Source organism: Nocardioides sp. YIM 152315 (assembly GCF_029210375.1).
GTDB lineage: Bacteria > Actinomycetota > Actinomycetes > Propionibacteriales > Nocardioidaceae > Nocardioides.
This window is the reverse complement of record NZ_JARGER010000043.1, coordinates 531,936-557,629: the sequence shown is the minus strand read 5'-3', so window position 1 is coordinate 557,629 and position 25,694 is coordinate 531,936. Positions and strand designations below refer to the sequence as shown.

Annotated in this window: 23 protein-coding genes; 15 read left to right on the top strand and 8 right to left on the bottom strand. The window is 72.4% G+C overall.

The genetic code is table 11. The features are described from left to right. Positions 1 to 70 precede the first annotated feature (70 nt). Both PZ894_RS21640 and PZ894_RS21635 read right to left on the bottom strand, forming a co-directional pair. On the bottom strand, positions 71 to 991 hold the full coding sequence (locus tag PZ894_RS21640; protein WP_275747976.1) for a sulfotransferase domain-containing protein: 921 nt from the start codon (positions 989 to 991) through the stop codon (positions 71 to 73). 29 nt (positions 992 to 1,020) lie between these two features. Beyond that, positions 1,021 to 2,448: a bifunctional cytidylyltransferase/SDR family oxidoreductase gene (locus tag PZ894_RS21635; protein WP_275747975.1), complete on the bottom strand. Its 1,428-nt coding sequence runs from the start codon at positions 2,446 to 2,448 to the stop codon at positions 1,021 to 1,023. A gap of 138 nt (positions 2,449 to 2,586) precedes the next feature. Here PZ894_RS21635 and PZ894_RS21630 point away from each other — a divergent pair, with 138 nt between their 5' ends. From PZ894_RS21630 to PZ894_RS21575, 12 genes are all read left to right on the top strand, one after another. Continuing rightward, positions 2,587 to 3,696: a hypothetical protein gene (locus PZ894_RS21630; protein ID WP_275747974.1), complete on the top strand. Its 1,110-nt coding sequence runs from the start codon at positions 2,587 to 2,589 to the stop codon at positions 3,694 to 3,696. Beyond that, positions 3,689 to 4,789: a hypothetical protein gene (locus PZ894_RS21625; RefSeq protein ID WP_275747973.1), complete on the top strand. Its 1,101-nt coding sequence runs from the start codon at positions 3,689 to 3,691 to the stop codon at positions 4,787 to 4,789. Before PZ894_RS21630 ends, PZ894_RS21625 begins: the two co-directional genes overlap by 8 nt. Beyond that, complete coding sequence (locus tag PZ894_RS21620; protein WP_275747972.1) at positions 4,782 to 6,482, top strand: methyltransferase domain-containing protein; 1,701 nt, start codon at positions 4,782 to 4,784, stop codon at positions 6,480 to 6,482. Before PZ894_RS21625 ends, PZ894_RS21620 begins: the two co-directional genes overlap by 8 nt. A 179-nt stretch (positions 6,483 to 6,661) precedes the next feature. Beyond that, positions 6,662 to 7,597, top strand: coding sequence for a Rossmann-like and DUF2520 domain-containing protein (locus PZ894_RS21615; protein ID WP_275747971.1), 936 nt, complete (start codon positions 6,662 to 6,664; stop codon positions 7,595 to 7,597). Further along, positions 7,594 to 8,481: a pantoate--beta-alanine ligase gene (panC, locus tag PZ894_RS21610; RefSeq protein ID WP_275747970.1), complete on the top strand. Its 888-nt coding sequence runs from the start codon at positions 7,594 to 7,596 to the stop codon at positions 8,479 to 8,481. Before PZ894_RS21615 ends, panC begins: the two co-directional genes overlap by 4 nt. Then, entirely contained in the window at positions 8,481 to 8,900 is a 420-nt protein-coding gene (panD, locus tag PZ894_RS21605; RefSeq protein WP_275747968.1) for an aspartate 1-decarboxylase, read from the top strand. The genes panC and panD overlap by 1 nt, the downstream gene beginning before the upstream one ends. Positions 8,901 to 8,909: 9 nt before the next feature. Further along, complete coding sequence (locus tag PZ894_RS21600) at positions 8,910 to 10,544, top strand: L-aspartate oxidase (protein WP_275747966.1); 1,635 nt, start codon at positions 8,910 to 8,912, stop codon at positions 10,542 to 10,544. Continuing rightward, on the top strand, positions 10,544 to 11,434 hold the full coding sequence (nadC, locus tag PZ894_RS21595; protein ID WP_275748048.1) for a carboxylating nicotinate-nucleotide diphosphorylase: 891 nt from the start codon (positions 10,544 to 10,546) through the stop codon (positions 11,432 to 11,434). Before PZ894_RS21600 ends, nadC begins: the two co-directional genes overlap by 1 nt. Beyond that, a complete protein-coding gene (locus PZ894_RS21590) occupies positions 11,434 to 12,207 on the top strand; it encodes a type III pantothenate kinase (RefSeq protein WP_275747965.1) in 774 nt (257 codons plus the stop codon). The genes nadC and PZ894_RS21590 overlap by 1 nt, the downstream gene beginning before the upstream one ends. An 88-nt stretch (positions 12,208 to 12,295) precedes the next feature. Beyond that, positions 12,296 to 13,426, top strand: coding sequence for a class I SAM-dependent methyltransferase (locus tag PZ894_RS21585; protein WP_275747964.1), 1,131 nt, complete (start codon positions 12,296 to 12,298; stop codon positions 13,424 to 13,426). Position 13,427: 1 nt separating this feature from the next. Continuing rightward, positions 13,428 to 15,005 (top strand): glycosyltransferase, encoded by a 1,578-nt coding sequence (locus PZ894_RS21580; RefSeq protein WP_275747962.1) that lies wholly within the window; start codon positions 13,428 to 13,430, stop codon positions 15,003 to 15,005. A 227-nt stretch (positions 15,006 to 15,232) separates the two neighbouring features. Then, positions 15,233 to 15,559 carry an Lsr2 family protein gene (locus PZ894_RS21575; protein WP_275747960.1) on the top strand — a complete coding sequence of 109 codons (327 nt, stop codon included), beginning with the start codon at positions 15,233 to 15,235 and terminating at the stop codon, positions 15,557 to 15,559. 24 nt (positions 15,560 to 15,583) lie between these two features. Here the strand turns inward: PZ894_RS21575 and PZ894_RS21570 are convergent, their stop codons facing one another. After that, positions 15,584 to 15,982 carry a hypothetical protein gene (locus tag PZ894_RS21570; protein WP_275747958.1) on the bottom strand — a complete coding sequence of 133 codons (399 nt, stop codon included), beginning with the start codon at positions 15,980 to 15,982 and terminating at the stop codon, positions 15,584 to 15,586. Between the two features lie 202 nt (positions 15,983 to 16,184). On the opposite strand from PZ894_RS21570, the gene PZ894_RS21565 reads away from it, so the two are divergent. Continuing rightward, positions 16,185 to 18,764 carry an ATP-dependent Clp protease ATP-binding subunit gene (locus PZ894_RS21565; protein ID WP_275747956.1) on the top strand — a complete coding sequence of 860 codons (2,580 nt, stop codon included), beginning with the start codon at positions 16,185 to 16,187 and terminating at the stop codon, positions 18,762 to 18,764. A gap of 44 nt (positions 18,765 to 18,808) precedes the next feature. On the opposite strand, the gene PZ894_RS21560 is transcribed toward PZ894_RS21565, so the two are convergent. Further along, positions 18,809 to 19,675 (bottom strand): A/G-specific adenine glycosylase, encoded by an 867-nt coding sequence (locus PZ894_RS21560; protein ID WP_275747955.1) that lies wholly within the window; start codon positions 19,673 to 19,675, stop codon positions 18,809 to 18,811. A 65-nt stretch (positions 19,676 to 19,740) separates the two neighbouring features. On the opposite strand from PZ894_RS21560, the gene PZ894_RS21555 reads away from it, so the two are divergent. After that, positions 19,741 to 20,523, top strand: a complete 783-nt coding sequence (locus PZ894_RS21555; RefSeq protein ID WP_275747954.1) for a hypothetical protein — start codon at positions 19,741 to 19,743, stop codon at positions 20,521 to 20,523. Here the strand turns inward: PZ894_RS21555 and disA are convergent. Both disA and radA read right to left on the bottom strand, forming a co-directional pair. Next, complete coding sequence (disA, locus tag PZ894_RS21550; protein ID WP_275747953.1) at positions 20,520 to 21,602, bottom strand: DNA integrity scanning diadenylate cyclase DisA; 1,083 nt, start codon at positions 21,600 to 21,602, stop codon at positions 20,520 to 20,522. The two genes, PZ894_RS21555 and disA, sit on opposite strands and share 4 nt — an antisense overlap. 127 nt (positions 21,603 to 21,729) lie before the next feature. Next, the gene (gene radA / locus PZ894_RS21545) at positions 21,730 to 23,142 is read right to left on the bottom strand and encodes a DNA repair protein RadA (RefSeq protein WP_275747951.1); all 1,413 of its coding nucleotides are present in this window, start codon (positions 23,140 to 23,142) and stop codon (positions 21,730 to 21,732) included. A gap of 104 nt (positions 23,143 to 23,246) precedes the next feature. On the opposite strand from radA, the gene PZ894_RS21540 reads away from it, so the two are divergent. Continuing rightward, a complete protein-coding gene (locus PZ894_RS21540; RefSeq protein ID WP_275747949.1) occupies positions 23,247 to 24,320 on the top strand; it encodes a LacI family DNA-binding transcriptional regulator in 1,074 nt (357 codons plus the stop codon). On the opposite strand, the gene PZ894_RS21535 is transcribed toward PZ894_RS21540, so the two are convergent. Together PZ894_RS21535 and PZ894_RS21530 are read right to left on the bottom strand one after the other, a co-directional pair. Continuing rightward, the gene (locus tag PZ894_RS21535; protein WP_275747947.1) at positions 24,317 to 24,904 is read right to left on the bottom strand and encodes a class I SAM-dependent methyltransferase; all 588 of its coding nucleotides are present in this window, start codon (positions 24,902 to 24,904) and stop codon (positions 24,317 to 24,319) included. The two genes, PZ894_RS21540 and PZ894_RS21535, sit on opposite strands and share 4 nt — an antisense overlap. 115 nt (positions 24,905 to 25,019) lie before the next feature. Then, a complete protein-coding gene (locus PZ894_RS21530; RefSeq protein WP_275747946.1) occupies positions 25,020 to 25,658 on the bottom strand; it encodes a VOC family protein in 639 nt (212 codons plus the stop codon). Between the last annotated feature and the right edge of the window lie 36 nt (positions 25,659 to 25,694).

The window sequence follows — 25,694 nt, the reverse complement described above, 5'->3', positions numbered from 1 at the left end:
TGACCGTCATCCCTTGATGAAACCCCGGCGGGCCGGACGGCGGCCAAGCCACAGGAGCCGCCCTCGGCCGCTAGCTCTGCAGTCCCAGCTTGCCGACGAGCTTGTCGCGGAAGTCGGAGACCGACAGCGTGCCCTCGAGCACCTTCACCGTCGACCAGCCGCTGAGGTCGAGCCCGGAGAGCTCGGCGAAGCGGGAGAGATCGTCGGCGTAGACGTCCACGAGCCGCTGGACGTGCTCGACGCTCGGCGCCGCGCCCTCGTTGCTGGTGGGCGTCTGGTTGCGGTGCAGCCGCTCGGGGTACTTCTCGAAGCGCGGCAGCGAGAGGTGGTCGGTCACGCGGTCGAGGACGCCCTCGGGGTCGGTCGCGATCTCACGCAGGTCGAGCAGCAACCACTGCTCGCGAGGGAAGAGGCGGAGGCCGCGCTCGAGCTGCTGGCCGTAGAGACCGCGGGTGTAGAGCGAGCGCCGGCGCAGCTCGTAGGGGCTGACCCCGTCGGGGATCCGGTCCGGGAGCCGCGGGTCGGCCCACCGCTCGATGGTCTGCGGTACGTCGGGGAAGTCGGCGTCCCGAGAACGCTGCATCGACCACTGCGAGAACGCCCGCTCGACCGGGTCGCGGAAGGTCGCGATCAGCGGCAGGTCGGCGTCGTAGCGGTGCATCCGATCCAGAGCGTGCGGCCAGAAGAGGTACTCCGGCGTCGCGTCGCCGGCCATCGTCTGCTGCGTGCTCCGTGCCGGGCGCACGTAGTCGGAGTAGTCCGGGTCGTCCCAGTCGACCTGCTCCATCATGAAGAGGCGCATCTCCTTCTCGGGTCCGCGCGCGATGGACTTGTGGGCCGCCAGCATCATGTAGACCGTGCTCGTCGCGGCCTTCTGCACGCCGACGATCGAGAAGTTGACGGGCACCCGGTGGGGCGCCTTCTCCAGCGCCGCGAGCCGCCGGAGGCGGCGGTTCTGCACGGCGTTGGGGTGGAGTCGTTCGGGGTTCATCGATCCTTCTCGCGGGCGGTCGAGCCGGCTCAGCCGACGCCGGTGATCTCGGCGGCTGCGGCGGCGAGGGGGTCGTCCTTGCGGACGTCGTAGACGTGGCCGGTCTGCGGGCTCAGCAGCACGTCGAGCGAGGTCTGCGCGACGGTCTGCGAGTCGAGCAGCGACCCGGGCGGCTCCTGGCCGAAGGCCTTGGTGCGCATCGGCGTCGCGGTGCGCTCGGGGTTGATGCAGTTGACGCGGACGCCGTCGCGGGCCCACTCGTCGGCGAGCGCCTGGGTGAGGTTGACGGTCGCGGCCTTCGCCGAGGAGTAGAGGCTGTAGCCGCTGCGGCCCCGGGTGTAGGAGCTCGACGTGAAGAGCAGCAGCGACCCGGAGGTCTCGCGCAGCAGCGGGTGGAAGACCTGGGCGATGAAGACCGGCGCCAGGTAGTTGACCTCGGTGGCGTTGTAGATGGTCTCCTCGCTCGTCTCGACGAGCTCGCCGCGGGGCAGCACCCCTGCGGTGTTGACGACGTAGTCGACGCGTCCGGTCCTCGCGACGACCTGCTTGGCCGCCTCGGCGATGTCGGCGCGGCGCTCCACGTGGGTGCCGGTGCTCGACCGGCTGAAGGAGAAGACCTCCGCGCCGAGCTTGCCGGCGAGCTCGGCGATGTCGGCGCCGATGCCGTAGCTGCCGCCGAAGACGACCATCGTCTTCCCGGCCAGCGCGGCGCGGTACTCGACCTCCGTGCTCGGCGCCGGCAGGTCGAAGCTGTTGAGCTGGAAGAGCTTGTCGGCGAGGTAGACGTCGATCGGCTCGGTGACCTTCATGTTGCGGTCGTCGCCGGTGACCACCCAGATGGGCTCGTCGGGCAGGTAGCGCAGCACCACCGTGCAGTCGTCGGTCGCGACGAAGTTCGGGTCCTTGCCGGCCTCGACGTACGCCGCCCTGATCACCCCGGAGCGGAAGGCCTGCGGCGTCTGACCGCGCCGGAGGGCGGCGCGCGGGGGGATCTCGCGGATCGTGTTCTCGCCCCCGACCTCGATGATCGTGTCGGCCGACGGGATGGCGACGTCCACGGCCGGGTGGCTCTGGAGCGCCTCGAAGCACTCCTCGATGATCCGGGCCGACACGAACGGACGGACGGCGTCGTGGAAGAGCACGTGGCACTCCTCGTCGCCGAGCGCGTCGAGGGCCCGCAGCGTGGTGTCGTTGCGGGTCTCGCCGCCCTCGAGGATCTGGCCGACCTTGTCGTAGCCGCCGGCGGCGACGATCGCCCGGACGGCGTCGAGGTGCCCCGGTGCCATCATGATCAGGATCTCGTCGACCATCGGGTGCTCGTGCAGCGCGATCAGCGAGTGCTCGAGGATCGTGCGGCCCGCGACCTTGAGCAGCTGCTTGGGGATCTCGAGCCCGATGCGGGCTCCGACGCCCCCCGCGAGGAGGACGGCGACGCGGCGCTGACTGCTCGAATCCATGCCGCACAGTGTCGCAGACGGACCACCGCCGAGGCCGTGGTGCCCGTGCGGGCGGGAGCGCCCACCTCCGTTACAGTGCCACCCGGACTGAACGGGGCGACGCGGCACCGTCGGACGGACGCCCGGGAGGTGTGGCACGTGAGCGTTGACGCCGACCTGCTGCTGCCCGCGGGCACCCGTCTCGTCCACATCGGCCCGCACAAGACGGGCAGTACGGCGGTGCAGGTCGCCTTCCACGATGCGCGCGAACAGCTGGCCGCACACGGCGTCCACTACGCCGGCTCCGGGCGCCGTCCCCGCCTGGCCGGCTGGTCGATCGGCCTCGCCGGCAAGAAGTACGGAGTGGAGCGCCCGCCGGTCCGGCACTGGGACGACCTGGTCGCGGAGGTCGCGGCCGCCGGCGACCAGCGGGTCTGCATCTCCAACGAGGACTTCGGCCGCGCCACCAGGGAGCAGCGCCAGCGGATCGTGGACGACCTGGGCGGCGAGCGCGTGCACGTCGTGGCCGTGGCCCGTCGTCTCGACTCCTACCTGCCCTCGCAGTGGCAGGAGCGGGTCAAGGCCGGTGTCACGCTCTCGTGGGAGGACTGGCTGCGCATCGTCCTCGACCGCGACGCCGACCAGCGCCACTACGAGCGGATGAACGTCTGGCGGGCCCACGACGTCGGCCGCCTGCTGCGCAACTGGACCGAGGTGGTCGGCGCCGAGCGCGTGACGCTGATCGTCAACGACGGCGCGGACCGGTCCCTGTTGCCGCGCACGTTCGAGCGGCTGCTGGGCCTCCCCGACGGCCTGCTCGTCCCGGATCCGTCGCAGTCGAACCCCAGCCTGTCGTGGGCGGAGGTCGAGCTGGTGCGGGCGACCCACCGCGCGTTCGAGGACCTCGGTGTCGACCGGCGCGACCGCGACCCGTGGGCGGCCGCCGGCCTGGTGCGCCACCTGCAGGGGGTCGACCTGCCGCGGGCGACACCCACGACGCCGCCGTTCCCCGACTGGGCGGCCGAGCAGGTGCGGCAGATCGGCGCCGACCGGGCGCGGGCCGTCCGCGACTCCGCGGTCCGGGTCGTGGGCGACGCAGACGCGCTGCTGACCCGCGAGCCGCTGGCGGTCGGTCCCGTCGACGTACCCCCCGCGCTGCCGCAGGCCGCGGTTGCCGTGGCCGTGCGGGCGCTCGTGCAGGCCACGGTCGAGCGGGTGCCCGACCTGCGGTCCGCGCCGCCGGTCGAGGAGGGGCGACGGGATGGGTGACCTGCTGTTGCCCGAGGGCACCCGCCTGGTCCACATCGGCCCGCACAAGACGGGCAGCACGGCGGTGCAGGTCGCCTTCCACGAGGCCCGCGGTGAGCTCGCGGCGCACGGCGTCCACTACGCCGGCTCCGGTCGTCGCCCTCGTCTCGCGGGCCGGTCGATCGGCCTCGGGCGCAGCACCGCGCGACCGCCGATGAAGCACTGGAAGCGCCTGGCCGCCGAGGTCGCCGCCGCCGGTGACCAGCGGGTCTGCATCTCCAGCGAGGACTTCGGACGCGCGACCGAGGAGCAGCGTCGCCGGATCGTCGACGACCTGGGCGGCGCGCGCGTGCACGTGGTCGCCGTGGTGCGCAGGTTCGACTCCTACCTGCCCTCGCAGTGGCAGGAGCGGGTCAAGTCGGGCGTCACGCTGTCGTGGGAGGAGTGGCTGCGGGTCGTCCTCGATCCCGCGGGCGCCGAGTCCGGCGGCTACGAGTGGGAGAACGTCTGGCGCGCCCACGACGTGCACCGGCTGCTGGGCGACTGGACCGACGTGGTCGGGCCCGAGCGCGTGACGCTGATCGTCAACGACGGCATCGACCGGGAGCTGCTGCCCCGCACGTTCGAGCGACTCCTCGGGCTGCCCGACGGCGTGCTGGCGCCGGACCCGTCGCGGTCGAACCCGAGCCTGTCGTGGGCCGAGGTCGAGCTGGTCCGGGCGGCCCACCTGGCCTTCGACGCTCTCGGCGTCGACCGCAGCCGGCGCAGGCCGTGGATCAAGGGCGGCCTCGTGCGCCAGCTGCAGGGCGACGACCTGCCGCGGGCGGCGCCGGCCGTCCCGCCGTTCCCCGAGTGGGCGGCCCAGCAGGTGCGCACGATCAATGCGTCGCGGGCGCATGCGGTCCGGGACGCGCCGGTCCGCGTGGTCGGCGACGCCGACGCCCTGCTCACCCGCGAGCCGCTGCCGGTCGGGCCCGTCGACGTACCACCCGCGCTGCCGCAGGCCGCGGTTGCCGTCGCCGTGCGGGCGCTCGTGCAGACCACGGTCGAGCGGCTGCCCGAACCGGCGGGCGCACCCCCCGGACAGACCGACGAGGAGACCCGAGATGCGTGACCTGCTCCGGCGTGTACGCCGCGCGACCGGCCAGCCGGCCCCGACCTCCGCCGTCGGGATGGTCGAGGAGTTCTCCCGCGAGCAGGTGCTCGGCTGGGTGTCCGTGCCGGCCGACGCGGCACCGACGCGCGTCGACCTCTTCCTCGGGCCGATCCGGGTGACCTCGACGTACGCCACCGCCGACGGAGCCATGTCCCAGACGTCGGCGAGGAAGCGCGGCCGGACTCCCTCGATCCGGTCACCCCGTGGCGACCGTCGCAACAGCCGGGCCCAGATCCGCACGTTCTCGTTCAAGATCCACGGCCTCTGGACCTACGCCAACCGCGGCTCGCGGCTGCGGGTCGAGGTCGACGGCCGGCCGCTGCCGATCCACGGACACGGCATGTTCGTCAAGGCACCGCGCAGCGGCGAGCACGACCCGGAGCTGCTGCAGGAGCGGCTGGGCTCGGGGTGGGTGCTGGGACGCACCGGCACGGTCCAGCTCTCCAAGCAGCTGGACACCGAGTGGCAGGCCGCGGTCATGGACCTCTACACCACCGTCCGCACGATCCTGCGGGAGGAGCACGGACACGACCTGTTCCTGACCTTCGGCACGCTGCTCGGCGCGATCCGCGAGGGCGACTACATCGGCCACGACAACGACTTCGACGTCGCCTACGTCTCACGCGAGCGGTCCGGTCCGGCCGCCGCCGCGGAGCTCGTGTCCGTCGCGCGGACGCTGATCGACCGCGGCTACCGCGTCGAGGCGATGAGCTCCTGCCTGCACGTCGTCGACGCGGCCAGGTCGAAGAACCGGATCGACATCTTCCACACCTACGTCGACGCCGACGGCGAGCTGCAGCACCCCTTCGGCTACACCGGGACCACGCCCGTCACGGGCGAGTGGCAGGGCAGCCGGGAGATCGACTTCTCCGGGGGCCGGGCGCTCGTGCCGGTGCGCTCGGAGGAGCTGCTCGCCGCGATCTACGGCGACGACTGGCGGCGGCCGAAGACCGGGTTCGACTGGAAGATCGAGCGTCGCGGCGAGGACGTCAGCGGTCAGCTCACGCCCGCCCAGCGGACGACGGTCTACTGGGCCGACTACTACGCGCACAACGGCCACACCGAGGGGTCGTCGTTCGCGCAGTTCGTGCAGGACCGTCACGACACGGCGGGCACGGTCGTCGACATCGGCTGCGGCGACGGCCGCGACTCCTTCCACTTCGGCTCCGTCGGCCGCACGGTGGTCGGCCTGGACCGCTCCGACGTGGGCGTCGCGCACGCCCGCGACCGCGCCCTGGGCGCGGGACTCGGCGAGCGGGTGACGTTCGAGGTCTGCGACCTCGGCGACGCCGAGCGGCTGGCCGCGGTGCTCGATGCCACGCGCGGCGGGGACGGCGCCGGTCCGGTCGTCCACTACACCCGCTTCGTGCTGCACGCGATCACCGAGGACGTGCAGGAGACGCTGCTCGACGTGCTGGGCGACACGGCGAGGCCCGGCGACCTCCTCGCCGCCGAGTTCCGCACCGACAAGGACGCGCACCGCCAGAAGGCCCACCCCAAGCACTACCGCCGCTACCAGGACGCCGAGGCCTTCGTCGCCGACCTGCGCCGGCGCGGCTGGGAGCTCCTCTACGAGGTCGAGTCCGATGGTCTCGCTCCGTGGGGCGAGGAGGACCCCGTGCTCTGCCGGGTGATCGCCCGCCGACCCTGACTCGCCGCGGCGCCGTGTGACCCACCCCACGGCGCGCTCCCGTGTGAGGGGCGTCGCCCGCGGCGTACCCTCGCAGCGTCAGGATCCACCTGGATCGAGAACAACGTCCGGTACCCACACCGGCCCGCACGGACCTCGGTCCCGCGGGTGGTCGGAGGGACTGGAACGAGAGGTTCGTCATGACGCACCACTTCCGGGAGACGGGGCTGCGGGTGGGCGTGGTCGGCGCGGGTCGCGTCGGCGCCGTCCTGGCCGCCGTCCTCCGCGCCGCGGGCCACCACGTCGTGGCCGCCGCCGGCGAGTCCGACGCCTCCCGTGCCCGCATCGCCGACCTCCTGCCGGGTGTCGCGACGCGGAAGCCGAGCGCCGTCGCACGCGCCTGCGACCTGCTGCTGCTGACGGTCCCCGACGACATGCTCGGCAACGTCGTCACCACCCTCAGCGACGCCGGCGCGATCCGGCCCGGGCAGTACGTCGTGCACACCTCCGGTCGGCACGGCCTCGAGGTGCTCGCCCCCGCGGCAGCCGTCGGCGCCCGGGTCGCCGCGATGCATCCCGCGATGACGTTCACCGGCACCGCGCTGGACCTCGACCGCCTCTCCGGGGGATTCGGGGGCGGCTGCGTCTTCGGCCTGACCGCCGGACCCGACGAGCGCGCGTTCGTCGAGTTCCTGGTCGCCGACCTCGGAGGCCGCCCGACGTGGGTGCCCGAGGAGATGCGCACCCTCTACCACGCGGGGCTCGCGCACGGCGCCAACCACCTCGTCACGCTGGTGACCCAGGCGATGGAGCTGCTCGCGGCCGCCGGCTCCGCCGACCCGGCCGGCACCCTCCGCCCGCTGCTGACCGCCGCGCTCGACAACGCGCTCGAGCACGGCGACGCGGCGCTGACCGGCCCGATCGTCCGCGGCGACGTCAACACCGTGCGCGCACACCTCGCCGACGTCGGCGCCAACGCCCCGCTCACGCTCCCGTCGTACGTCGCGTTGGCCCGCGCCACCCTCGACCGGGCCGTGACCGACGGCCGGGTGCTGCCGATCCGCGCCGCCGCGATCACCCGCGCGCTCGACGAGGCCGAGCGCGCCGCCGCCGCCCACACGTCCAGCCACCGATGACGACTCCCTCCCTCGCGTCCACCAGGGACGAGCTGGTGACCCTGCTCGCCGACGCCCGCGCGAGCGGCCGCCGCGTGGGGCTCGTGCCGACCATGGGGGCGCTGCACGAGGGCCACGCGAGCCTGATCCGGGCCGCCCGGGAGCGCGTCGGCGACGGACCCGTCGTCGTCTCTGTCTTCGTGAACCCGCTCCAGTTCGGCGAGGGCGAGGACCTCGACCGCTACCCCCGCACGCTCGACGCCGACCTGAAGGTCTGCGCCCGGGAGGGCGTGGACACCGTCTTCGCGCCGAGCGTCGAGGAGGTCTACCCCGGCGGCAACCCCCAGGTGACGATCAAGCCCGGCCCGCGGGCGAAGATCCTCGAGGGCCGGATCCGGCCCGGCCACTTCCGGGGGGTGCTCACCGTCGTGGCCAAGCTCTTCGGGCTGGTCCGTCCCGACGTCGCGGTCTTCGGCCAGAAGGACTACCAGCAGCTCGTGCTGGTGCGCCGGATGGTGCTCGACCTCGACCTGGGCGTGGACGTCGTCGGCGCCCCGACGGTGCGTGAGGGCGACGGCCTGGCGCTCTCCAGCCGCAACCGCTACCTCGACGCCGACCAGCGGGTGGCGGCCACCGCGCTGAACCGTGCGCTGATCGCCGCCCGGGAGAACGCCCGGTACGGCGTCGACGTCGCCCTCGGCGAGGCGCGCTCCGAGCTCCGTGAGCACCTCGTCGACCTCGACTACCTGGTGATCACCGATGCCGACCTGGGCGACCTGCCCCGCGACGTACCTGCCGGGACCGAGGCCCGGATCCTGGTGGCCGCGCGCGTCGGCGCCACCCGACTGATCGACAACATGCCGCTCGTGCTCGGACGGGTGGCCGGACCCGAGGGGGAGACCTGATGCTCCGCACCATGATGAAGAGCAAGATCCACCGCGCCACCGTCACGCAGGCGGACCTGCACTACGTCGGCTCGGTGACCGTCGACGAGGACCTCCTCGAGGCCGCCGACCTGCTGCCCGGCGAGCTCGTGCACATCGTCGACATCACCAACGGCGCGCGCCTGGAGACCTACACGATCGCGGGCGAGCGGGGCTCCGGTGTCATCGGCATCAACGGCGCGGCCGCGCGGCTGGTGCACCCGGGTGACCTCGTGATCCTCATCGGCTACGGCCAGATGGAGACCGCGCAGGCGAAGGAGCTCCAGCCGCACGTCGTCTTCGTCGACGCCGACAACAAGATCCTGGCTACGGGCTTCGACCCGGCCGAGGCGGTGGCCGGGTCCGGACTTGTCCGCGGCGACCAGCTGTCCGGGCGATAGATTTCGCCAATGCCCACCGCCCCCGTCCGGCGCGTGCCCGGACGCCTGCTCGCCCCGGCACCCGGCTGGACCACCACGGCCGACGTCGTCGTCGTCGGCTCCGGCATCGCGGGACTGACCGCGGCGCTGCGGTTGCGCGGGCAGGTCGGCAAGGTCCTGGTGGTGACCAAGGACGTGCTCGCCGCCGGCTCGACGCAGTGGGCGCAGGGCGGGATCGCCGCGGCACTCGGCCCCGGGGACACCCCGCAGGAGCACCTCGACGACACGCTGGTCGCCGGGGCCGGCGCCTGCGACCGTGCCGCGGTCGAGGTGCTGGTGACCGAGGGCCCGGACGCCGTGCGCGAGCTGATCGCGCTCGGCACCAACTTCGACCACGACCCCGACGGCGAGCTCTCGCTCACCCGCGAGGGCGGCCACCACCGGGACCGGATCGCGCACGCCGGCGGCGACGCCACGGGCGCCGAGATCCAGCGGGCGCTGATCGCCGCGATCGAGCAGGCTCCCGAGATCGAGGTCATCCAGCACGCGCTCGCCGTGGACCTGCTGCTCGCGGACGACGGAGGCATCGCGGGGCTGACGCTGCACGTGATGGGCGAGGGCCAGCGCGACGGGGTCGGCGCGGTCCTCTGCCGCGCGGTGGTGCTGGCCAGCGGCGGCCTCGGCCAGGTGTTCGCGCAGACGACGAACCCGGCGGTCTCGACCGGCGACGGCATGGCCGTCGCGCTGCGGGCGGGTGCGGTGCTGCGCGACCTGGAGTTCGTGCAGTTCCACCCGACGGTGATGTACCTCGGCCCGGACTCGCGCGGCCAGCAGCCCCTGATCTCCGAGGCGGTGCGCGGAGAAAATGCGTTCCTCGTCGACTGGGACGGCGATCGCCTCATGCAGGGCGTGCACGAGCTCGCCGACCTCGCGCCGCGCGACGTCGTGGCCAAGGCGATCACGCGCCGCATGGGTGAGAGCGGCCGGCCGCACGTGTGGCTCGACGCCCGAGCCTTCGGGCCCGAGAAGTGGGAGCGCCGGTTCCCGACGATCCTCGCGACCTGCCGCCGGCACGGGGTCGACCCGGTCACGGACCTGATCCCCGTCGCCCCGGCCTGCCACTACGCCTCCGGGGGCGTGCGCACCGACCTGTGGGGGCGCAGCAACGTCCCCGGGCTCTACGCCACCGGCGAGGTCGCCTGCTCCGGCGTCCACGGCGCCAACCGGCTCGCCTCCAACTCCCTGCTCGAGGGACTCGTCTTCTCCCGGCGGATCGCCACGGTGCTGCCCGGTGAGCTCCGCCCGCTGCTCCCGCCCGCGCGCGACACTCGCACCGCGGGCCTCGTGCCGAGCGACGTGCGCCGCGACCTGCAGGAGGCGATGACCGGGCTGGCCGGCGTGCTGCGCAGCGCCGAGGGGCTCGCCGACGCAGTCGGCCACCTCGACAAGCTCGCGGGCGTCGCCGCCGACGCGGTCGACCAGGAGTCGTGGGAGACCACCAACCTGCTCACGATCAGCCTCGCCCTCGCCGACGCCGCCGCGCTGCGCGAGGAGACCCGCGGCTCGCACTGGCGCGAGGACTTCCCCGACCGCGACGACACCCACTTCTCTGGCCACATCGACGTCGTCATGCACGACGGCGCGACCGCGATGGAGCTCGCATGATGCCCTACGACGACGAGCTGCGCACCGCAGGACTCGACCCCGACGCCGTGCGCGTCCAGATCCGCGCGGCCCTCGCCGAGGACCTGCCCGCCCACGAGGGCCGGGGCGATGTCACCTCGCTCGCCACGATCGGCGCCGAGGCCCGCGGCAGCGGCGTCCTCGCGGCCCGGGAGGCGGGCGTCGTGGCGGGCCTGGCCGTCGCGGCCCTCGTCTTCCACGAGGTCATGGGCGACACCGTCGCGGTCACCGACCGGGTGCCCGACGGCACCCACGTCAAGCCCGGCGACGTCGTCATGCGGGTGTCTGGCCCGACCCGAGGCCTGCTCACCGCCGAGCGCACCGCGCTCAACTACGCCAGCCACCTCTCGGGTGTCGCGACCGCGACCTCCCACTGGGTCGACGCGCTCGCCGGCACCCGCGCGCGGGTGCTCGACACCCGCAAGACGCTGCCGACCTACCGGGCGCTGCAGAAGTACGCCGTCCGCTGCGGTGGCGGCGTCAACCACCGCTTCAGCCTGAGCGACCGGGCGTTGGTCAAGGACAACCACGTCGTCACCGCCGGTGGCGTGGTGCCGGCCTACGAGGCCGTGCGCGCGGCGTACCCCGACCTGCGCGTCGAGGTCGAGGTCACCGACCTCGACGAGCTGCGTCAGCTGCTCGAGGCCGGCTGCACCGAGATCCTGCTCGACAACATGGACACCGCGACGATGGCCGAGGCGGTCCGGCTCACCGCCGACCGCGCGACGCTCGAGGCCTCGGGTGGGCTGACGATCGAGCGCGCTCGCGAGGTCGCGGAGACCGGCGTCGACTTCATCTCCGTCGGCGCGCTCACCCACTCGGTCCAGGTCTTCGACCTCGGCTTCGATCTCGGCGAGGACTCCGAGGACTGATGGCGCTCCTCGCCGCCGACATCGGCAACAGCCACACGGTGCTGGGCCTGGTCAGCGACGGGCGGGTCCACGCCGACTGGCGGGTCGCCACGGAGGCGCGGCGTACCTCCGACGAGTGGGCAGTGCTGCTGCGCGGACTGCTCGGCGCCGCGCTCGACGAGGTCGACGGCATCGCGGTGTGCGCGACGGTGCCGGCCGTGCTGCACGAGTGGCGGGACATGGTGGCGAGCCAGTTCCCGACCCTCCCCACCGTCATCGTCGAGCCGGGCGTGCGGACCGGCATCCCCGTGCTCATGGACAACCCGCGCGAGGTCGGCAGCGACCGGATCATGAACGCCCTCGCGGCCGCCCACGAGTACGGCGGGCCCGCGATCGTGGTCGACTTCCGCGGCACGGCCACGACGTTCGAGGTCGTGAACGGCCAGGGGCAGTATGTCGGCGGCGCGATCGCCCCCGGCATCGAGATCTCGCTCGAGGCGCTCGGACGTCGCGGCGCCCAGCTGCGCACGGTCGAGCTCGCGCGGCCGCGGTCGGTGATCGCCCGCAACACCGTCGAGGCGCTGCAGTCGGGGATGGTCTTCGGCGTTGCCAGCCAGGTCGAGGGGATCGTCGGCCGGATGATCGAGGAGCTCGGCGCCTCGGTCGGCGACGTCACGGTGATCGCGACGGGCTACCTCGCGCCCCTGCTCGTCGACGAGTGCCGGTGCTTCACCGACCACGATCCGTGGCTGACGTTGCGCGGTCTGGAGCTGGTGTTCGCCCGCAACGGCTGACCCGCCAGGGCTCCGGTAGAGTCGCGCGCGACCTGGTCGGGGGGATCGTCTTGCTCGCACCTCGACACGAGACGTGACTGGAGACCAAGTGGCCCGATACGACACGGACGTCGACCTGACCGACCCCGCGCACCGGAACGGCAGCCAGGCCCAGGCGGTGGAGTTGGTCGGGTCCGGTGTCCGGGTCCTCGACGTCGGCTGTGCCACCGGCAGTCTCGCCCGCGCCCTGCGCGGCCGCGGCTGCCGCGTGTGGGGCGTCGACCGAGACGCGGCAGCGGCCGAGCGGGCCCGCCCGCACCTGGAGCAGCTGGTCATCGCCGACCTCGACGTGGCGCCGCTGACCGACCACTTCGAGCGCGGGTCCTTCGACGTCATCGTGTTCGGCGACGTGCTGGAGCACCTGGTCGATCCCACTCGGGTCCTGCGTGAGGCCGTCGAGCTGCTGGCCGACGACGGCCGGGTGGTCTGCTCGATCCCGAACATCGCCCACGGTTCCGTCCGGCTGTCCCTCCTCGAGGGCCGGTGGACCTACACCGAGACCGGGCTCCTGGACAGCACGCACCTGCGGTTCTTCGACCGCGCCGGAGTGCAGAAGCTGCATGCCGAGGTCGGGTTGACGGTCGACCTGCTGCGCGGCGTCGTGCTCGACCCGCTCGCCACGGAGGTCGAGGTCGACGCCGACGCCTTGCCGGCGAGCGTCATCGCCTGGGTCCGCGCGCAGGAGGACTCCTTCGTCTACCAGTTCCTCACCTCGGCCCGTCGCGCTCGCCCGGGCGACTCTGCGGCGCTTCCCGAGCTGGAGCCCGTCGTGGCGTTCGACGAGGTGCGTCTCGTCGACGAGCACGCGCTCCGCCACGGCGAGGAGCTGCGGGCCGAGGCCGAGAACGCCGAGCTGAGGCACACGATCATGACCCAGCGGGACCACGTGATCGGTCTGGAGGCCACCGCCGCTACCGCGCGTACGCGAACGAAGGCGGCCGAGCGCAACGTGAAGAACCTGCAGCGTCGGGTGCAGCGGATGGAGAAGAACCTCAAGCAGCAGCGGGCGAAGCTGAAGTCGTTGCGGACCGCCAACCGGAGGCTGACCGGTCGCGCTCGGCGGATCCAGCAGGAGAAGGCCAGGCTCGACGTCGAGCTCGGCGAGCTTCGCGCCTCCCGCTCCTGGCGCGTGGGTCGGGCGCTGACCAGTCCGGCCCGGGCACTGCGTCGGGGCCGCTGACGTGCCCTTCTTCTCGATCGTCACCCCGGTCTACCGCCCCGACCCGGAGGCACTGCGCGCCACGATCACGTGCGTCCTCGGTCAGTCCCTCACGGACTGGGAGCTCGTGCTCGTCGACGACCGCTCCGACGATGCCGGCGTCGGCGACGTGCTCGGCTGGGCGGCCACGACGGACGACCGGGTCCACGTCGTCGAGCGCGCGGTCAACGGCGGCATCGTGGCCGCCAGCAATGACGGCATCGAGGCGGCGACGGGCACGTTCATCGTCCTGCTCGACCACGACGACCTCCTCGCGGAGGGGGCGTTGGAGCGAGTGCACGACGCGATCGAGCAGAACCCCGACGCCGACTACCTGTACACCGACGAGGACAAGGTCGACGAAGACGGCAACCACTACGGCGTCTTCCGCAAGCCGCCGTGGTCGCCGGAGCGACTCCGCGGGCAGATGTACACCAGCCACCTGTCGGTGTTGCGGACGTCGCTCGTGCGCGAGGTCGGCGGGTTCCGCTCGGGGTTCGACGGATCGCAGGACCACGACCTCGTCCTGCGGGTGACGGAGCGGGCGCGCCGGGTCGTGCACGTGCCCGAGGTGCTCTACCACTGGCGCGCGTCCGCGGGCTCGACCGCCGCGGACCTGCACGCCAAGCCGTACGCCGACGACGCGCGCCGCCGGGCGGTGCAGGAGCACCTCGAGCGGCTCGGCATCGCGGCGACCACCGAGATCGATCCCGAAACCACGACGGTCCGCATCCGGCGCTCGCTCGACGCGGAGCAACTGGTGAGCGTCGTCATCCCCACCCGCGGCACGGGCAAGCTGATCTGGGGAGAGCAGCGGGTCCTCGTGGTCGAAGCCGTCCGCTCGCTGATCGAACGAGGCGGCCACGACAATCTCGAGATCGTCGTGGTCCACGACACGGACACCCCGCCGGTCGTCCTCGACCGGCTGCGGACGCTCGCCGGTGACCGGCTGGTGCTGCTGGCGTACGACCGGCCGTTCAACTTCAGCGAGAAGTGCAACCTCGGCGTCCTCGCTGCGACCAGCGACCTCCTGCTGCTCCTCAACGACGACACCGAGATCGTCTCCGACAACTTCGTCCCCGATCTGGTTGCGCCCCTGCTCGAGGACGGCGTCGGCATGACCGGTGCCCACCTGATGTTCGCCGACACCAGCTACCAGCACGTCGGATTGGTATTCCAGGGGCGATGGCCCCACCACCTCTATCGCGCGGTGCCGCGTCAATCCACGGGCCCATTCGCGATATTGCGTCTCAATCGCGAGGTGTCCGGAGTCACCGGAGCCTGCATCGGCATCTCCCGGGACGTCTACAACGACGTCGGGGGCATGACCGAGCAGCTCCCGCTGAACTTCAACGACGTCGACTTCTGCTTGAAGGTCGCGCGGTGTGAAAAGCGGATCCTGTGGATCTCGACCGCCCGGGCCTACCACTTCGAGTCGCAGACGCGCGAGCCGACCGTCGCCGCCTGGGAGCAGGAGTTCCTGAGGTCCCGGTGGGAGATCCCGACCACCGATCCCTATCTGCCCGACTATCTCGGTCGGGTCGACGGGCACGACTCCTGACGGACCGCGCGCGACCGTCTCGCGGTGCCGACGACTCGGGTCACCCCAGAGACCCGCGCGGTCCGAGAAGGCGCCAATTGCGCGAATTGTCGCCCGCGTCTGGTGGCGGATTTCTTCTCGAATGTATTCTCTGCGTGTTTCCTGCGACCGAGTCCGGGGGATTGGTGCAATCACCCCGATGGCCGACATTTCGCGGGCCACCGGCAATTGAGGGATGGGAAGAGAGAATGGCGCAGAAGATCCACATTGTTCTCGAGGACGACCTCGACGGCAGCGAGGCGACCGAGACCGTCTCGTTCGGCCTCGACGGCACGTCGTACGAGATCGACCTCAACGACAAGAACGCGGCGAAGTTGCGCGACGCGCTCGCGCCGTACGTCGGCCACGGCCGCAAGGTGGGCGCCGCGCCGCGCCGCGGTCGCAAGTCCGCCGCGGCCAACGGCGGACCGAGCGCCAAGGAGATCCGCGACTGGGCTCGCGGCAACGGCTTCGACGTCCCGGACCGGGGTCGGGTCTCGACCGAGGTCCGGTCGGCGTACGACGCCGCCCACTGACCCGCTGACCCCCCTGACCTGGCGTCAGTGGTCGTTGTGCCAGGTGGCGGCGTTGCAGTAGCCGTCGGGGTACTTGCAGATCAGGAAGCCGATGTCGGTGTCCTCGGGCAGGTTGAACCGGCTCCCGGAGCTGGCCTTGCGGGTCACGCAGTTGTCCTCGCCGCCGACGGTGAGGACGTACTCCTCGGGGTCGTAGGGGTCGTAGAGCGCCACGTGCAGGGTCGGCTTCACGCCGTCGGCGTCGCGGTCGCACAGCGTCACGACGTCGCCGTGCTCGTTGAACCACATGCTGCCGATCGGATCCTCCGCCGGGGTCACGCGGTCATTGGTGACCATGCTGTGGTCGGCGGCGTACGCCGCGGGCGTGAGGCCGAGCACGAGCGTGGCCGTCGCTGCGACGATCAGGGCGAGCTTGGTGCGCATGCGTCCTCCCGAGAGGTGGTGGACAGGTCATTCCACGCCTACCACGCCGGTTCCGGGGCGGGGCAACCGGTTTCCCGGACGGCCCCACAAACCCGACTGTTCGCTGTCAGCGGACTGAATTGGACGCTGCTGGGGAACGCGTAGGCTGTCTGTGGGGTTGAAAGCCCACGTAGCCCCGCCAGAAGCTTCAGGAGAGATGCGCATGTTCGAGCGGTTCACAGACCGAGCCCGTCGGGTGGTCGTGCTGGCCCAGGAAGAGGCCCGCATGCTCTCCCACAACTACATCGGCACCGAGCACATCCTGCTCGGCCTCATCCACGAGGGTGAGGGCGTGGCCGCCAAGGCGCTCGAGAGCCTCGACATCTCGCTCGAGGCGGTGCGCGCGCAGGTCGAGGAGATCATCGGTCAGGGCCAGCAGGCCCCGAGCGGTCACATCCCCTTCACCCCGCGCGCCAAGAAGGTGCTCGAGCTGTCCCTGCGCGAGGCGCTGCAGCTCGGCCACTCCTACATCGGCACCGAGCACATCCTGCTCGGCCTGATCCGGGAGGGCGAGGGTGTCGCGGCCCAGGTGCTGCAGAAGCTGGGCGCCGACCTCAACCGGGTCCGCCAGCAGGTCATCCAGCTGCTCTCGGGCTTCCAGGGCAAGGAGGCCGCCGGCGCCGGCGCCACGACCGGCGGCTCGCAGAGCGACGCCCCGTCGTCCTCGCTGGTGCTCGACCAGTTCGGCCGCAACCTCACCCAGGACGCGCGCGAGGGCAAGCTCGACCCGGTCATCGGGCGCGAGCAGGAGATCGAGCGGGTCATGCAGATCCTGTCCCGCCGTACGAAGAACAACCCGGTCCTGATCGGCGAGCCCGGCGTCGGCAAGACGACGATCGTCGAGGGCCTGGCCCAGGACATCGTCAAGGGCAACGTGCCAGAGACGCTCAAGGACAAGCAGATCTACACCCTCGACCTCGGGGCGCTGGTCGCCGGCTCGCGCTACCGCGGAGACTTCGAGGAGCGCCTGAAGAAGGTACTCAAGGAGATCCGCACCCGCGGCGACATCGTGCTGTTCATCGACGAGATCCACACCCTCGTGGGCGCCGGCGCCGCCGAGGGCGCGATCGACGCGGCGAGCATCCTCAAGCCGATGCTGGCCCGCGGCGAGCTGCAGACGATCGGCGCGACCACCCTCGACGAGTACCGCAAGTACCTCGAGAAGGACGCCGCGCTGGAGCGCCGCTTCCAGCCGATCCAGGTCGCCGAGCCGTCGATCGCCCACACGATCGAGATGCTCAAGGGCCTGCGCGACCGCTACGAGGCGCACCACCGGGTGACGATCACCGACGAGGCGCTCGTCTCGGCCGCGACGCTGGCCGACCGCTACATCTCCGACCGCTTCCTGCCCGACAAGGCGATCGACCTGATCGACGAGGCCGGCTCGCGGCTGCGGATCCGCCGGATGACGGCGCCCGCAGACCTGCGCGAGTACGACGACAAGATCGGCGAGGTCCGCCAGCGCAAGGAGGCCGCGATCGACGGCCAGGACTTCGAGGCCGCGGCGCGCCTGCGCGACGAGGAGAAGCAGCTGATCCTCAAGAAGTCCGAGCGCGAGAAGCAGTGGCGCGCGGGCGACATGGACGAGGTCGCGGAGGTCGACGAGGAGCTGATCGCCGAGGTGCTCGCCGTGGCGACCGGCATCCCGATCGTCAAGCTCTCCGAGGAGGAGTCGACCCGGCTGCTCAAGATGGAGGACGAGCTCCACAAGCGCGTCATCGGCCAGGACGAGGCGGTCAAGGCGCTGTCGCGCGCGATCCGGCGTACCCGCGCCGGCCTCAAGGACCCCAAGCGCCCCGGCGGCTCGTTCATCTTCGCCGGCCCGTCCGGCGTCGGTAAGACCTGGCTGTCCAAGACGCTCGCGGAGTTCCTCTTCGGCGACGAGGACGCGCTGATCCAGCTCGACATGTCCGAGTTCGGCGAGAAGCACACCGTCTCGCGGCTCTTCGGCTCGCCCCCGGGCTACGTCGGCTACGAGGAGGGTGGCCAGCTCACCGAGAAGGTGCGCCGCAAGCCGTTCTCCGTCGTGCTCTTCGACGAGGTCGAGAAGGCGCACCCCGACATCTTCAACAGCCTGCTGCAGATCCTTGAGGAGGGTCGCCTGACCGACTCGCAGGGCCGGGTGGTCGACTTCAAGAACACCGTCATCATCATGACCACCAACCTCGGCACCAAGGACATCGCCAAGGGCGTCAACCTCGGCTTCGCCGGCGGTGCTGGTGGCCCGGGCGACTACGACCGGATGAAGAACAAGGTGCAGGACGAGCTCAAGCAGCACTTCCGCCCGGAGTTCCTCAACCGCGTCGACGAGATCATCGTGTTCCCGCCGCTGTCGCGGGAGCAGATCATCCACATGGTCGACAACATGATCGGCGCGGTGGAGGTCCGACTCAAGGACCGCGACATGCGGATCGAGCTCACCCAGCCCGCGAAGAACCTGCTCGCCGAGCGGGGCTTCGACCCGGTCCTGGGCGCGCGCCCGCTGCGTCGCACCGTGCAGCGCGAGATCGAGGACGTGCTCGCCGAGAAGATGCTGTACGGCGAGGTCGGCCCCGGCCAGATCGTGCTCGTCGACGTGGAGGGCGAGGGCCCGACCGCGACCTTCACCTTCGCGGGCCAGAAGGTCGGGGAGCTGCCCGACCTGCCGCCGTTCGAGACCGCCGAGGTCAGCTCGTCCGACGCCGCGACCGACGGCCCGGACGACTCCGAGAGCGGCTCGGACGTCCCCCGCAGCGACTCCTGATCGACGCTGACCCGCCCGAAACTTTCGGGCGGGTCAGCGTGGTCTCAGGGGAGGGCGTAGGTGTCGGGGCCGACGTGTGCGATCAGGCCGTCCGCGACCAGGGAGGCGAGGCAGCGGATCCGCTGGCCCTCCTCCGGCCAGGCGGCGTCGAGCTGTGAACGGTGCACGGGGCCCTCGCTCTCGCGCAGCACGGCCAGCAGGCGGCCGCGGCACTGGCGGTCGGTGCCGGACCAGGTCTGCACCCTGCGCGGCGGCCCGTCGTACGCCGGGTGTCCGGCGGCCCGCCACGCGCACCGGTCGGCGACCGGACAGTCGCGGCAGCGCGGGTTGGCGGCCGTGCAGACCAGCGCGCCGAGCTCCATCACCGCGACCGACCACGTCGCCGCGGTGGCCTCGTCGTCGGGCAGCACCTCGAGCGCGACCTCGCGCTCGGCCCTGGTGACCGAGGTCGACGGGAACTCCACGCCCTGGACGGCGCGCGCGAGGACCCGGCGGACGTTGGTGTCGAGGACGACGTGGCGCCGACCGTGGGCGAAGCTCGCGATCGCGGCCGCCGTGTAGTCGCCGATGCCGGGCAGCGCCCTCAGCTCGTCGTACGACGAGGGCACCGCGCCGTCGTGCTGCTCGACGATCGCGGCGGCGGCGGCGTGCAGGCGCAGGGCCCGGCGCGGGTAGCCGAGTCGGCCCCAGGCACGGACGGCCTCGCCCGCAGGCTCGGCGGCGAGGCCGGCCGGGGTCGGCCAGCGGCGCAGCCACTCCGCGTGCACCGGCAGCACCCGGTTGACCGGGGTCTGCTGGAGCATGAACTCCGAGACCATCACCGACCACGGTGAGGCGGCGGGGCCGCGCCACGGGAGCTTCCGGGCGTGGGCGTCGTACCAGCGCAGGACCGGTTCGTGCAGAAGGCTCATCTCAGGACCATTGTCCCCGGTGTGGCAGCACGCCGACGGCGGGGCCGCTGACTAGCGTTTGAGTCATGCCTGGCCTGACCCGTGGACCGCTGCCGGCCCGCGTCTACTGGGTGCGCCGCGCCCTGGTGCTGGGCACCGCGGTGCTCCTGGTCGTCGCGATCGCCCGGATGCTCGGCGGCGGCAGCGACGCCAAGGGTGGTGACGACGAGGCCGAGCTCTCCGCGGGCTCGCCGTCGTCGTCCGCCCCGACGGTCGCCGACAGCGGGACCCCGGCGCCGCCGACTGCCACCCGGACGGGCAAGGGCAAGCCCGGGAAGGGCAGGCAGACGAGCGAGGCCCCGGTGCTCGCGGCGCCGACCGGGGAGTGCGTCGGCTCCGACATCGCGGTCACCCCCAAGGTCGGCAACGCCGTCGCCGGCCGTGACGTGATGATCGTGCTCCAGCTGCGCACCATCACCGCGGAGGCCTGCACCTGGCGGGTGGCGCCCAACGCGCTGACCGTGAACATCACCTCGGGCAAGGACCCGATCTGGAGCAGCCGCCAGTGCCCGCGGGCGATGCCGCGTCGCGACGTCGTCGTCCGCAAGGCGGTCACCACCCGGGTCGGTCTCGTGTGGAAGCAGGCCAAGCGCTCCGACGACACCTGCACGGTGGGTACGACGTGGGCCTACCCCGGCTGGTACCACGTGACCGCCGCGGCGCTCGGTGGCGAGCCGTCCGACCTGCAGTTCGAGCTCAAGACCCCGACCGCGGTGACGATCACGAAGACGGCGACGCCGACGCAGTCGCCGAGCGGCAAGCAGTCGCCGGGTGGCAAGCAGTCGCCGAGCGGTGCCGTCGAGCCCTAGACGTAGCGCTCGAGGATCGTCGACTCGGCGAGCCGGGAGAGGCCCTCGCGGACGCTGCGGGCGCGGAGTTCGCCGACGCCGTCGACCGCCTGCAGGTCGTCGATGCCCGCCGAGAGCAGCTTCTGCAGCGTGCCGAAGTGGTCGACGAGCCGGTCGACCACGGTGCTGGGCAGCCGCGGAACCTTGGCGAGCAGCCGGTAGCCGCGGGGGGCGACCGCCCCGTCGAGGTGCTCGCCGGTGCCGAGGCCGAGCGCGCGGGCGGCGGCCGCCGGATCGACGAGCTCGGTCGACGACAGGGACTCGAGGCGCGCGAGCACCGACTCCGGCGTACGCGACCGACGGCCGACGGGGAGGTAGTCGCGGATGACGAGCTCGCGCTCGGTGTCGACGCCGGTGACCAGCTCCTCGAGCTGCAGCGACAGCAGCCGGCCGTCGGTGCCGAGCTCGAGCACGTAGTCCTCGATCTCGCGGGCGATGCGGGTGACCATCTCGAGCCGCTGGGCGACGACCGCGACGTCGCGGACGGTCACGAGGTCCTCGATCTCCAGGGCGGAGAGGGTGCTCGACACCTCGTCGAGGCGGAGCTTGTAGCGCTCGAGGGTCGCCAGCGCCTGGTTGGCACGGGACAGGATCTGGCCGGAGTCCTCGAGCACGTGCCGGGTCTCCCCGACGTACGCCGCGATGATCTGCATCGACTGGGACACCGAGATGACGGGGAAGCCCGCCTGTCGGGCCACGCGGTCGGCGGTTCGGTGCCGGGTGCCGGTCTCCTCCGACGGGATCGTGTGGTCGGGCATCAGGTGGACGGCGGCGCGCAGGATCCGGGTGACGTCCTTGTCGACGATGATCGCGCCGTCCATCTTCGCGAGCTCCCGCATTCCGGTCGCCGTGAACGGGACGTCGAGCGTGAAGCCGCCCGTGGAGATCGACTCGACCACCTTGTCGTGGCCGAGCACGATGAGGGCGCCGGTCCGGCCGCGCAGGATGCGCTCGAGGCCGTCGCGCAGCGGCGTGCCCGGCGCGATCGTCGCCAGTGTCGCGCGCAGGCGCAACTGCTCGTCAGAGCGGTCGGTGGCCACCTCGACGTTCCTCCCCGTTGGACCAAGGCGCGGCGCGTCCGGATCGGCCCCGCGCGGTCAGTCTAGGGCGTGCGGGCCGTGGGAGAGGTCACAGATCGCTCACAGTGGTGCGCCTACAGCGGGGTGCTCACAGCGGGTGGGGCCGGCTCGGGCCCCCGTCGGCCACGAGGTCGACGAGCCGCAGCGCCGAGCGCACGTCGGGCACGTCGATGACCCGCATCCCGTCGACCGTCCACGACTCCGGTGAGCGCGGACCGCTGCGGCCGGGCTCGGCGGGCACGACCGCGAGCTGGAAGCCGAGCCGGGCCGCCTCGGCGAGGCGCTGCGGGAGGTCGCGGACCCGGCGCAGCTCGCCGGCGAGCCCGATCTCGCCCATGGCGACCATCCCGCGGGGCGCGGGGAGGCCCCGGAACGCGGACGTGAGGGCCACGGCGACGGCGAGGTCGCTGGCCGGCTCGACGACGCGGGCGCCGCCGACGGTCGAGGCGAACACGTCCATCGTCTGCAGCCGGACGCCGCAGTGCTGATGGAGCACCGCCATCACCATCGCGACGCGGGAGGAGTCCAGGCCCGAGGTCGTACGCCGTGGTCGCTCCGCGGCGCTGTGCGTGACCAGCGCCTGCACCTCCGCCAGCATGGGCCGGCGCCCCTCCATCGAGACCGCCACGCAGGTGCCGGGCACCTGGGTGTGGTGGTTCTCGACGAACAGCCCCGTGGGGTCGGTGACCGCGCTGATGCCGTCGGCGGTCAGGTCGAAGCAGCCGACCTCGTCGACCGGGCCGAAGCGGTTCTTCATCGCGCGCACCATCCGGAACCGGGAGTTGCGGTCGCCCTCGAAGTGCAGCACCACGTCGACGAGGTGCTCGAGCACCCGAGGCCCGGCGATCGAGCCGTCCTTGGTGACGTGGCCGACGAGGACCGTGGTGATGTTGCGGGTCTTCGCGACGCGGATCAGGGCCGCGGCCACCTCCTTGACCTGGGTGACACCACCGGGCACGCCCTCGACGCCGGCGGCGGCGATGGTCTGGACCGAGTCGACGACCAGCAGGGTCGGCCGGACCTGCTCGATGTGGGTGAGCACGGCCCCCAGGTCGGTCTCGGCCGCCAGGAAGAGGGCGTCGTGCACGCCGCCGGTGCGGTCGGCCCGCAGCCGCACCTGGGCCGCGGACTCCTCGCCGGTGACGTAGAGGGTGCGCCGCTGGTAGCGCGCGGTCTGCGCCGCGACCTCGAGCAGCAGCGTGCTCTTGCCGACGCCGGGCTCACCTGCCAGCAGGATCGCGGCGCCGGGCACGAGACCGCCGCCCAGGACCCGGTCGAGCTCCGGCACGCCGCTGGTGCGGAACGACGACTCCTCGACCGACACCTGGCCGATCGGGACGGCGGGCGCGGTGACGGGACTCGCGGTGGTGCGGCCGGTGCGGACGACGGCGGCCTCGGCCACCGAGCCCCAGGCCTGGCACTCGCCGCAGCGTCCCACCCACTTCGCGGTCTCCCAGCCGCACTCGGAGCAGCGGTAGGCAGGTCTGGCGGTCTTCGGCATGGCGCACACGCTAGGCGGCGGCGCCGACATCCGTGGGAGGGGACGACGAGGTGTGGTGTCATTGGATCGATCAAGGCCACCCTGCGTGTGTCGAGGAGGTGGGGGTGTCCAGGAACGAGCCCGTCGTCGGCCGCGCCTACCCGCGCCTGCCGATGCCCGTCACGCCGCCGACCCTCGCCGACGTCGCCGAGCGCGCAGGGGTCTCGCGCCAGACGGTCTCGAACGCGATCAACAACCCCGACCTGCTCCGGCCCGACACCCTGGCCCGGGTCCAGGAGGCGATCGCCGTCCTCGGCTACTCGCCCAACCGCGCCGCCCGCAACCTCCGCACCCGCACCTCGCAGCTGATCGGGATGCGGATCGGCCCGGCCCAGGAGGGCACGGCCAACGCGACCATGGACCGCTTCGTGCACTCCCTGGTCGAGACCTCGCGGGAGGCGGGCTACCACGTGCTGCTCTTCGCCGGCGACGGCGGCGACCCCGTGGTGGGGTACGACGCGCTGCTCCGCTCGACCGCGGTCGACGCCTTCGTCGTCACCGACACCTACCTCGGCAACCCGCAGGCCGCCTGGCTCGAGGAGCGCCGTGCGCCGTTCGTCGCCTTCGGGCGCCCGTGGGACGCCCTCCGCCCCGGCACCGACCAGGCCCGGCACCCGTGGGTGGACGTCGACGGGGCGGCCGGCACCGAGCTGGCCACCGCCCACCTGCTCGAGAAGGGCCACGACCGGATCGCCTGGATCGGCTGGCGCAAGGACTCCCGGATCGGCGAGGACCGTCGCTCGGGCTGGACGCGGGCCATGCACGGGCGCGGGCTGGCGACGACCGGCCTCGCGTCCCGGGTCGAGGACACCATCGCGTCCGGCCGGGAGGCCAGCGCGCACCTGCTCGGCAGCGCGCGGCCGTCGGCGTTCGTGTGCGCGTCCGACACGCTCGCGATGGGGGTGCTGCACACGCTCGGGGACCGCGGGCTGCGGCCCGGGGCGGACGTCGCCGTCGTCGGCTTCGACGACTCGCAGGTCGCCCAGGTCGTGCCGCCGGGCCTGACGTCGGTGCGGCAGCCGCTCGAGGACGTCGCGGTCCACGTGGTCTCGGCGCTCGAGGGGCTGCTGGCCCATCCGGCGGTCGTCGGTCCCGGGGTGATGCTCACCCCGACGCTCGCGGTGCGCGGCTCGAGCTAGAAGGTGCGCCACCACACGTTGACGGCGTAGTCGACCTCGGTGCCGGTGTGCTCGGCGAGGACGGCCTGCGCGACCGACGCGGTGAACTCGATGCGCACCACGCTCTCCAGGTCGGCTCGCGAGACGAACGACCAGCGGACGTCGACCGGGATCCGGGTCCAGCCGCGGGTGGACCAGAAGCGCTCGACCGCCTCGGGATCGACCTCCGGGTAGCCGCGGCGGAACCAGGTGCCGAAGGTCGACCGGGTCGGGTCGTTGTCGATGACGTACGCCGTGCCACCCCGTCGTACGACGCGGTCGAGCTCGACCAGGCCGGGCTCGCAGCCGGGCCCGAAGAAGTAGGCCCAGCGCGCGTGGACGACGTCGACCGACGCGTCCGGCAACGGCAGGGCCTGCGCCGTGCCCTGCCGCACGGTGACGTTCGCGAGCCGCCGGGTCCGCCGACGGGCGAGCGCGACCAAGTCACCGTGCGGCTCGACACCGGTCACCGAGGCCGCGGTCTCCGCGAACCGTGGGAGGTGGAAGCCGCTGCCGCACCCGACGTCGAGGACGGCCCGCCCGTCCCACGACGCCACCGTCCGCATGGCGGCCTCGAGGGCGCCGTCGGGGTCGACGGCGCGGTTCTCGGTCTCGTACGTCGCGGTGTGGTGCCAGATGTTGGGGCTCGGACGCGCCCCGGGGGAGATGCTCAGCGTCGCGTCACAGGCGGACGAGGCCGTGGGGCGTCTGCACCTGCGCGGCGAGGATGCCCGGGGTGCCGTTGGGGGCGACCCACTCGACCTTGACGTCCTCCAGCGGCGCCTCGACCGACTCGCCCAGCCACTCGCTGACGCGCAGCGGGTCGCCCGCGATCTCCAGGCAGGCAAGGGAGAACGTGGTGTCGGCGCCCGTGCTCGGGTGCATGTGGAGGGGGCTCTCCCACTCGATGAAGAACGGCAGCTGCGGGTCGGCGATCAGTCCGTTGACGCCGATCTGCTTCCACAGGAGCTCGGAGCCGTCGGGCAGGTGCCGGTTGCCGTGGGCGGACTCCCGGCCGAGCCGGGTCTCGACGACCGAGATGTCCTTGACCGCGACGACCCAGCCGAGCCAGCCGCCGCCGAGCGCGGAGCGGGCCTTGACCGCCTGGCCGAACGGTGCCTTGTCGGACGCCGGGTGGTCGAGGGCCTCGACGATCTCGAGGTAGGTCTCACCTGCCAGGGGCAGGATCATGTTGCGGGTCCCGAAGCGGGGATGAACCCCGCCGTCGACGAACTCCTTGCCGAGCAGTCCCCCGAGTCGCTGGGCAGTGCTGGCGAGGCCATCCGGTCCTGCGGCGAAAGAAAGATGGTCCAGGCGCATGCAAGAGATTCTGTGCGGCCTCTTGACAAGCCGGGA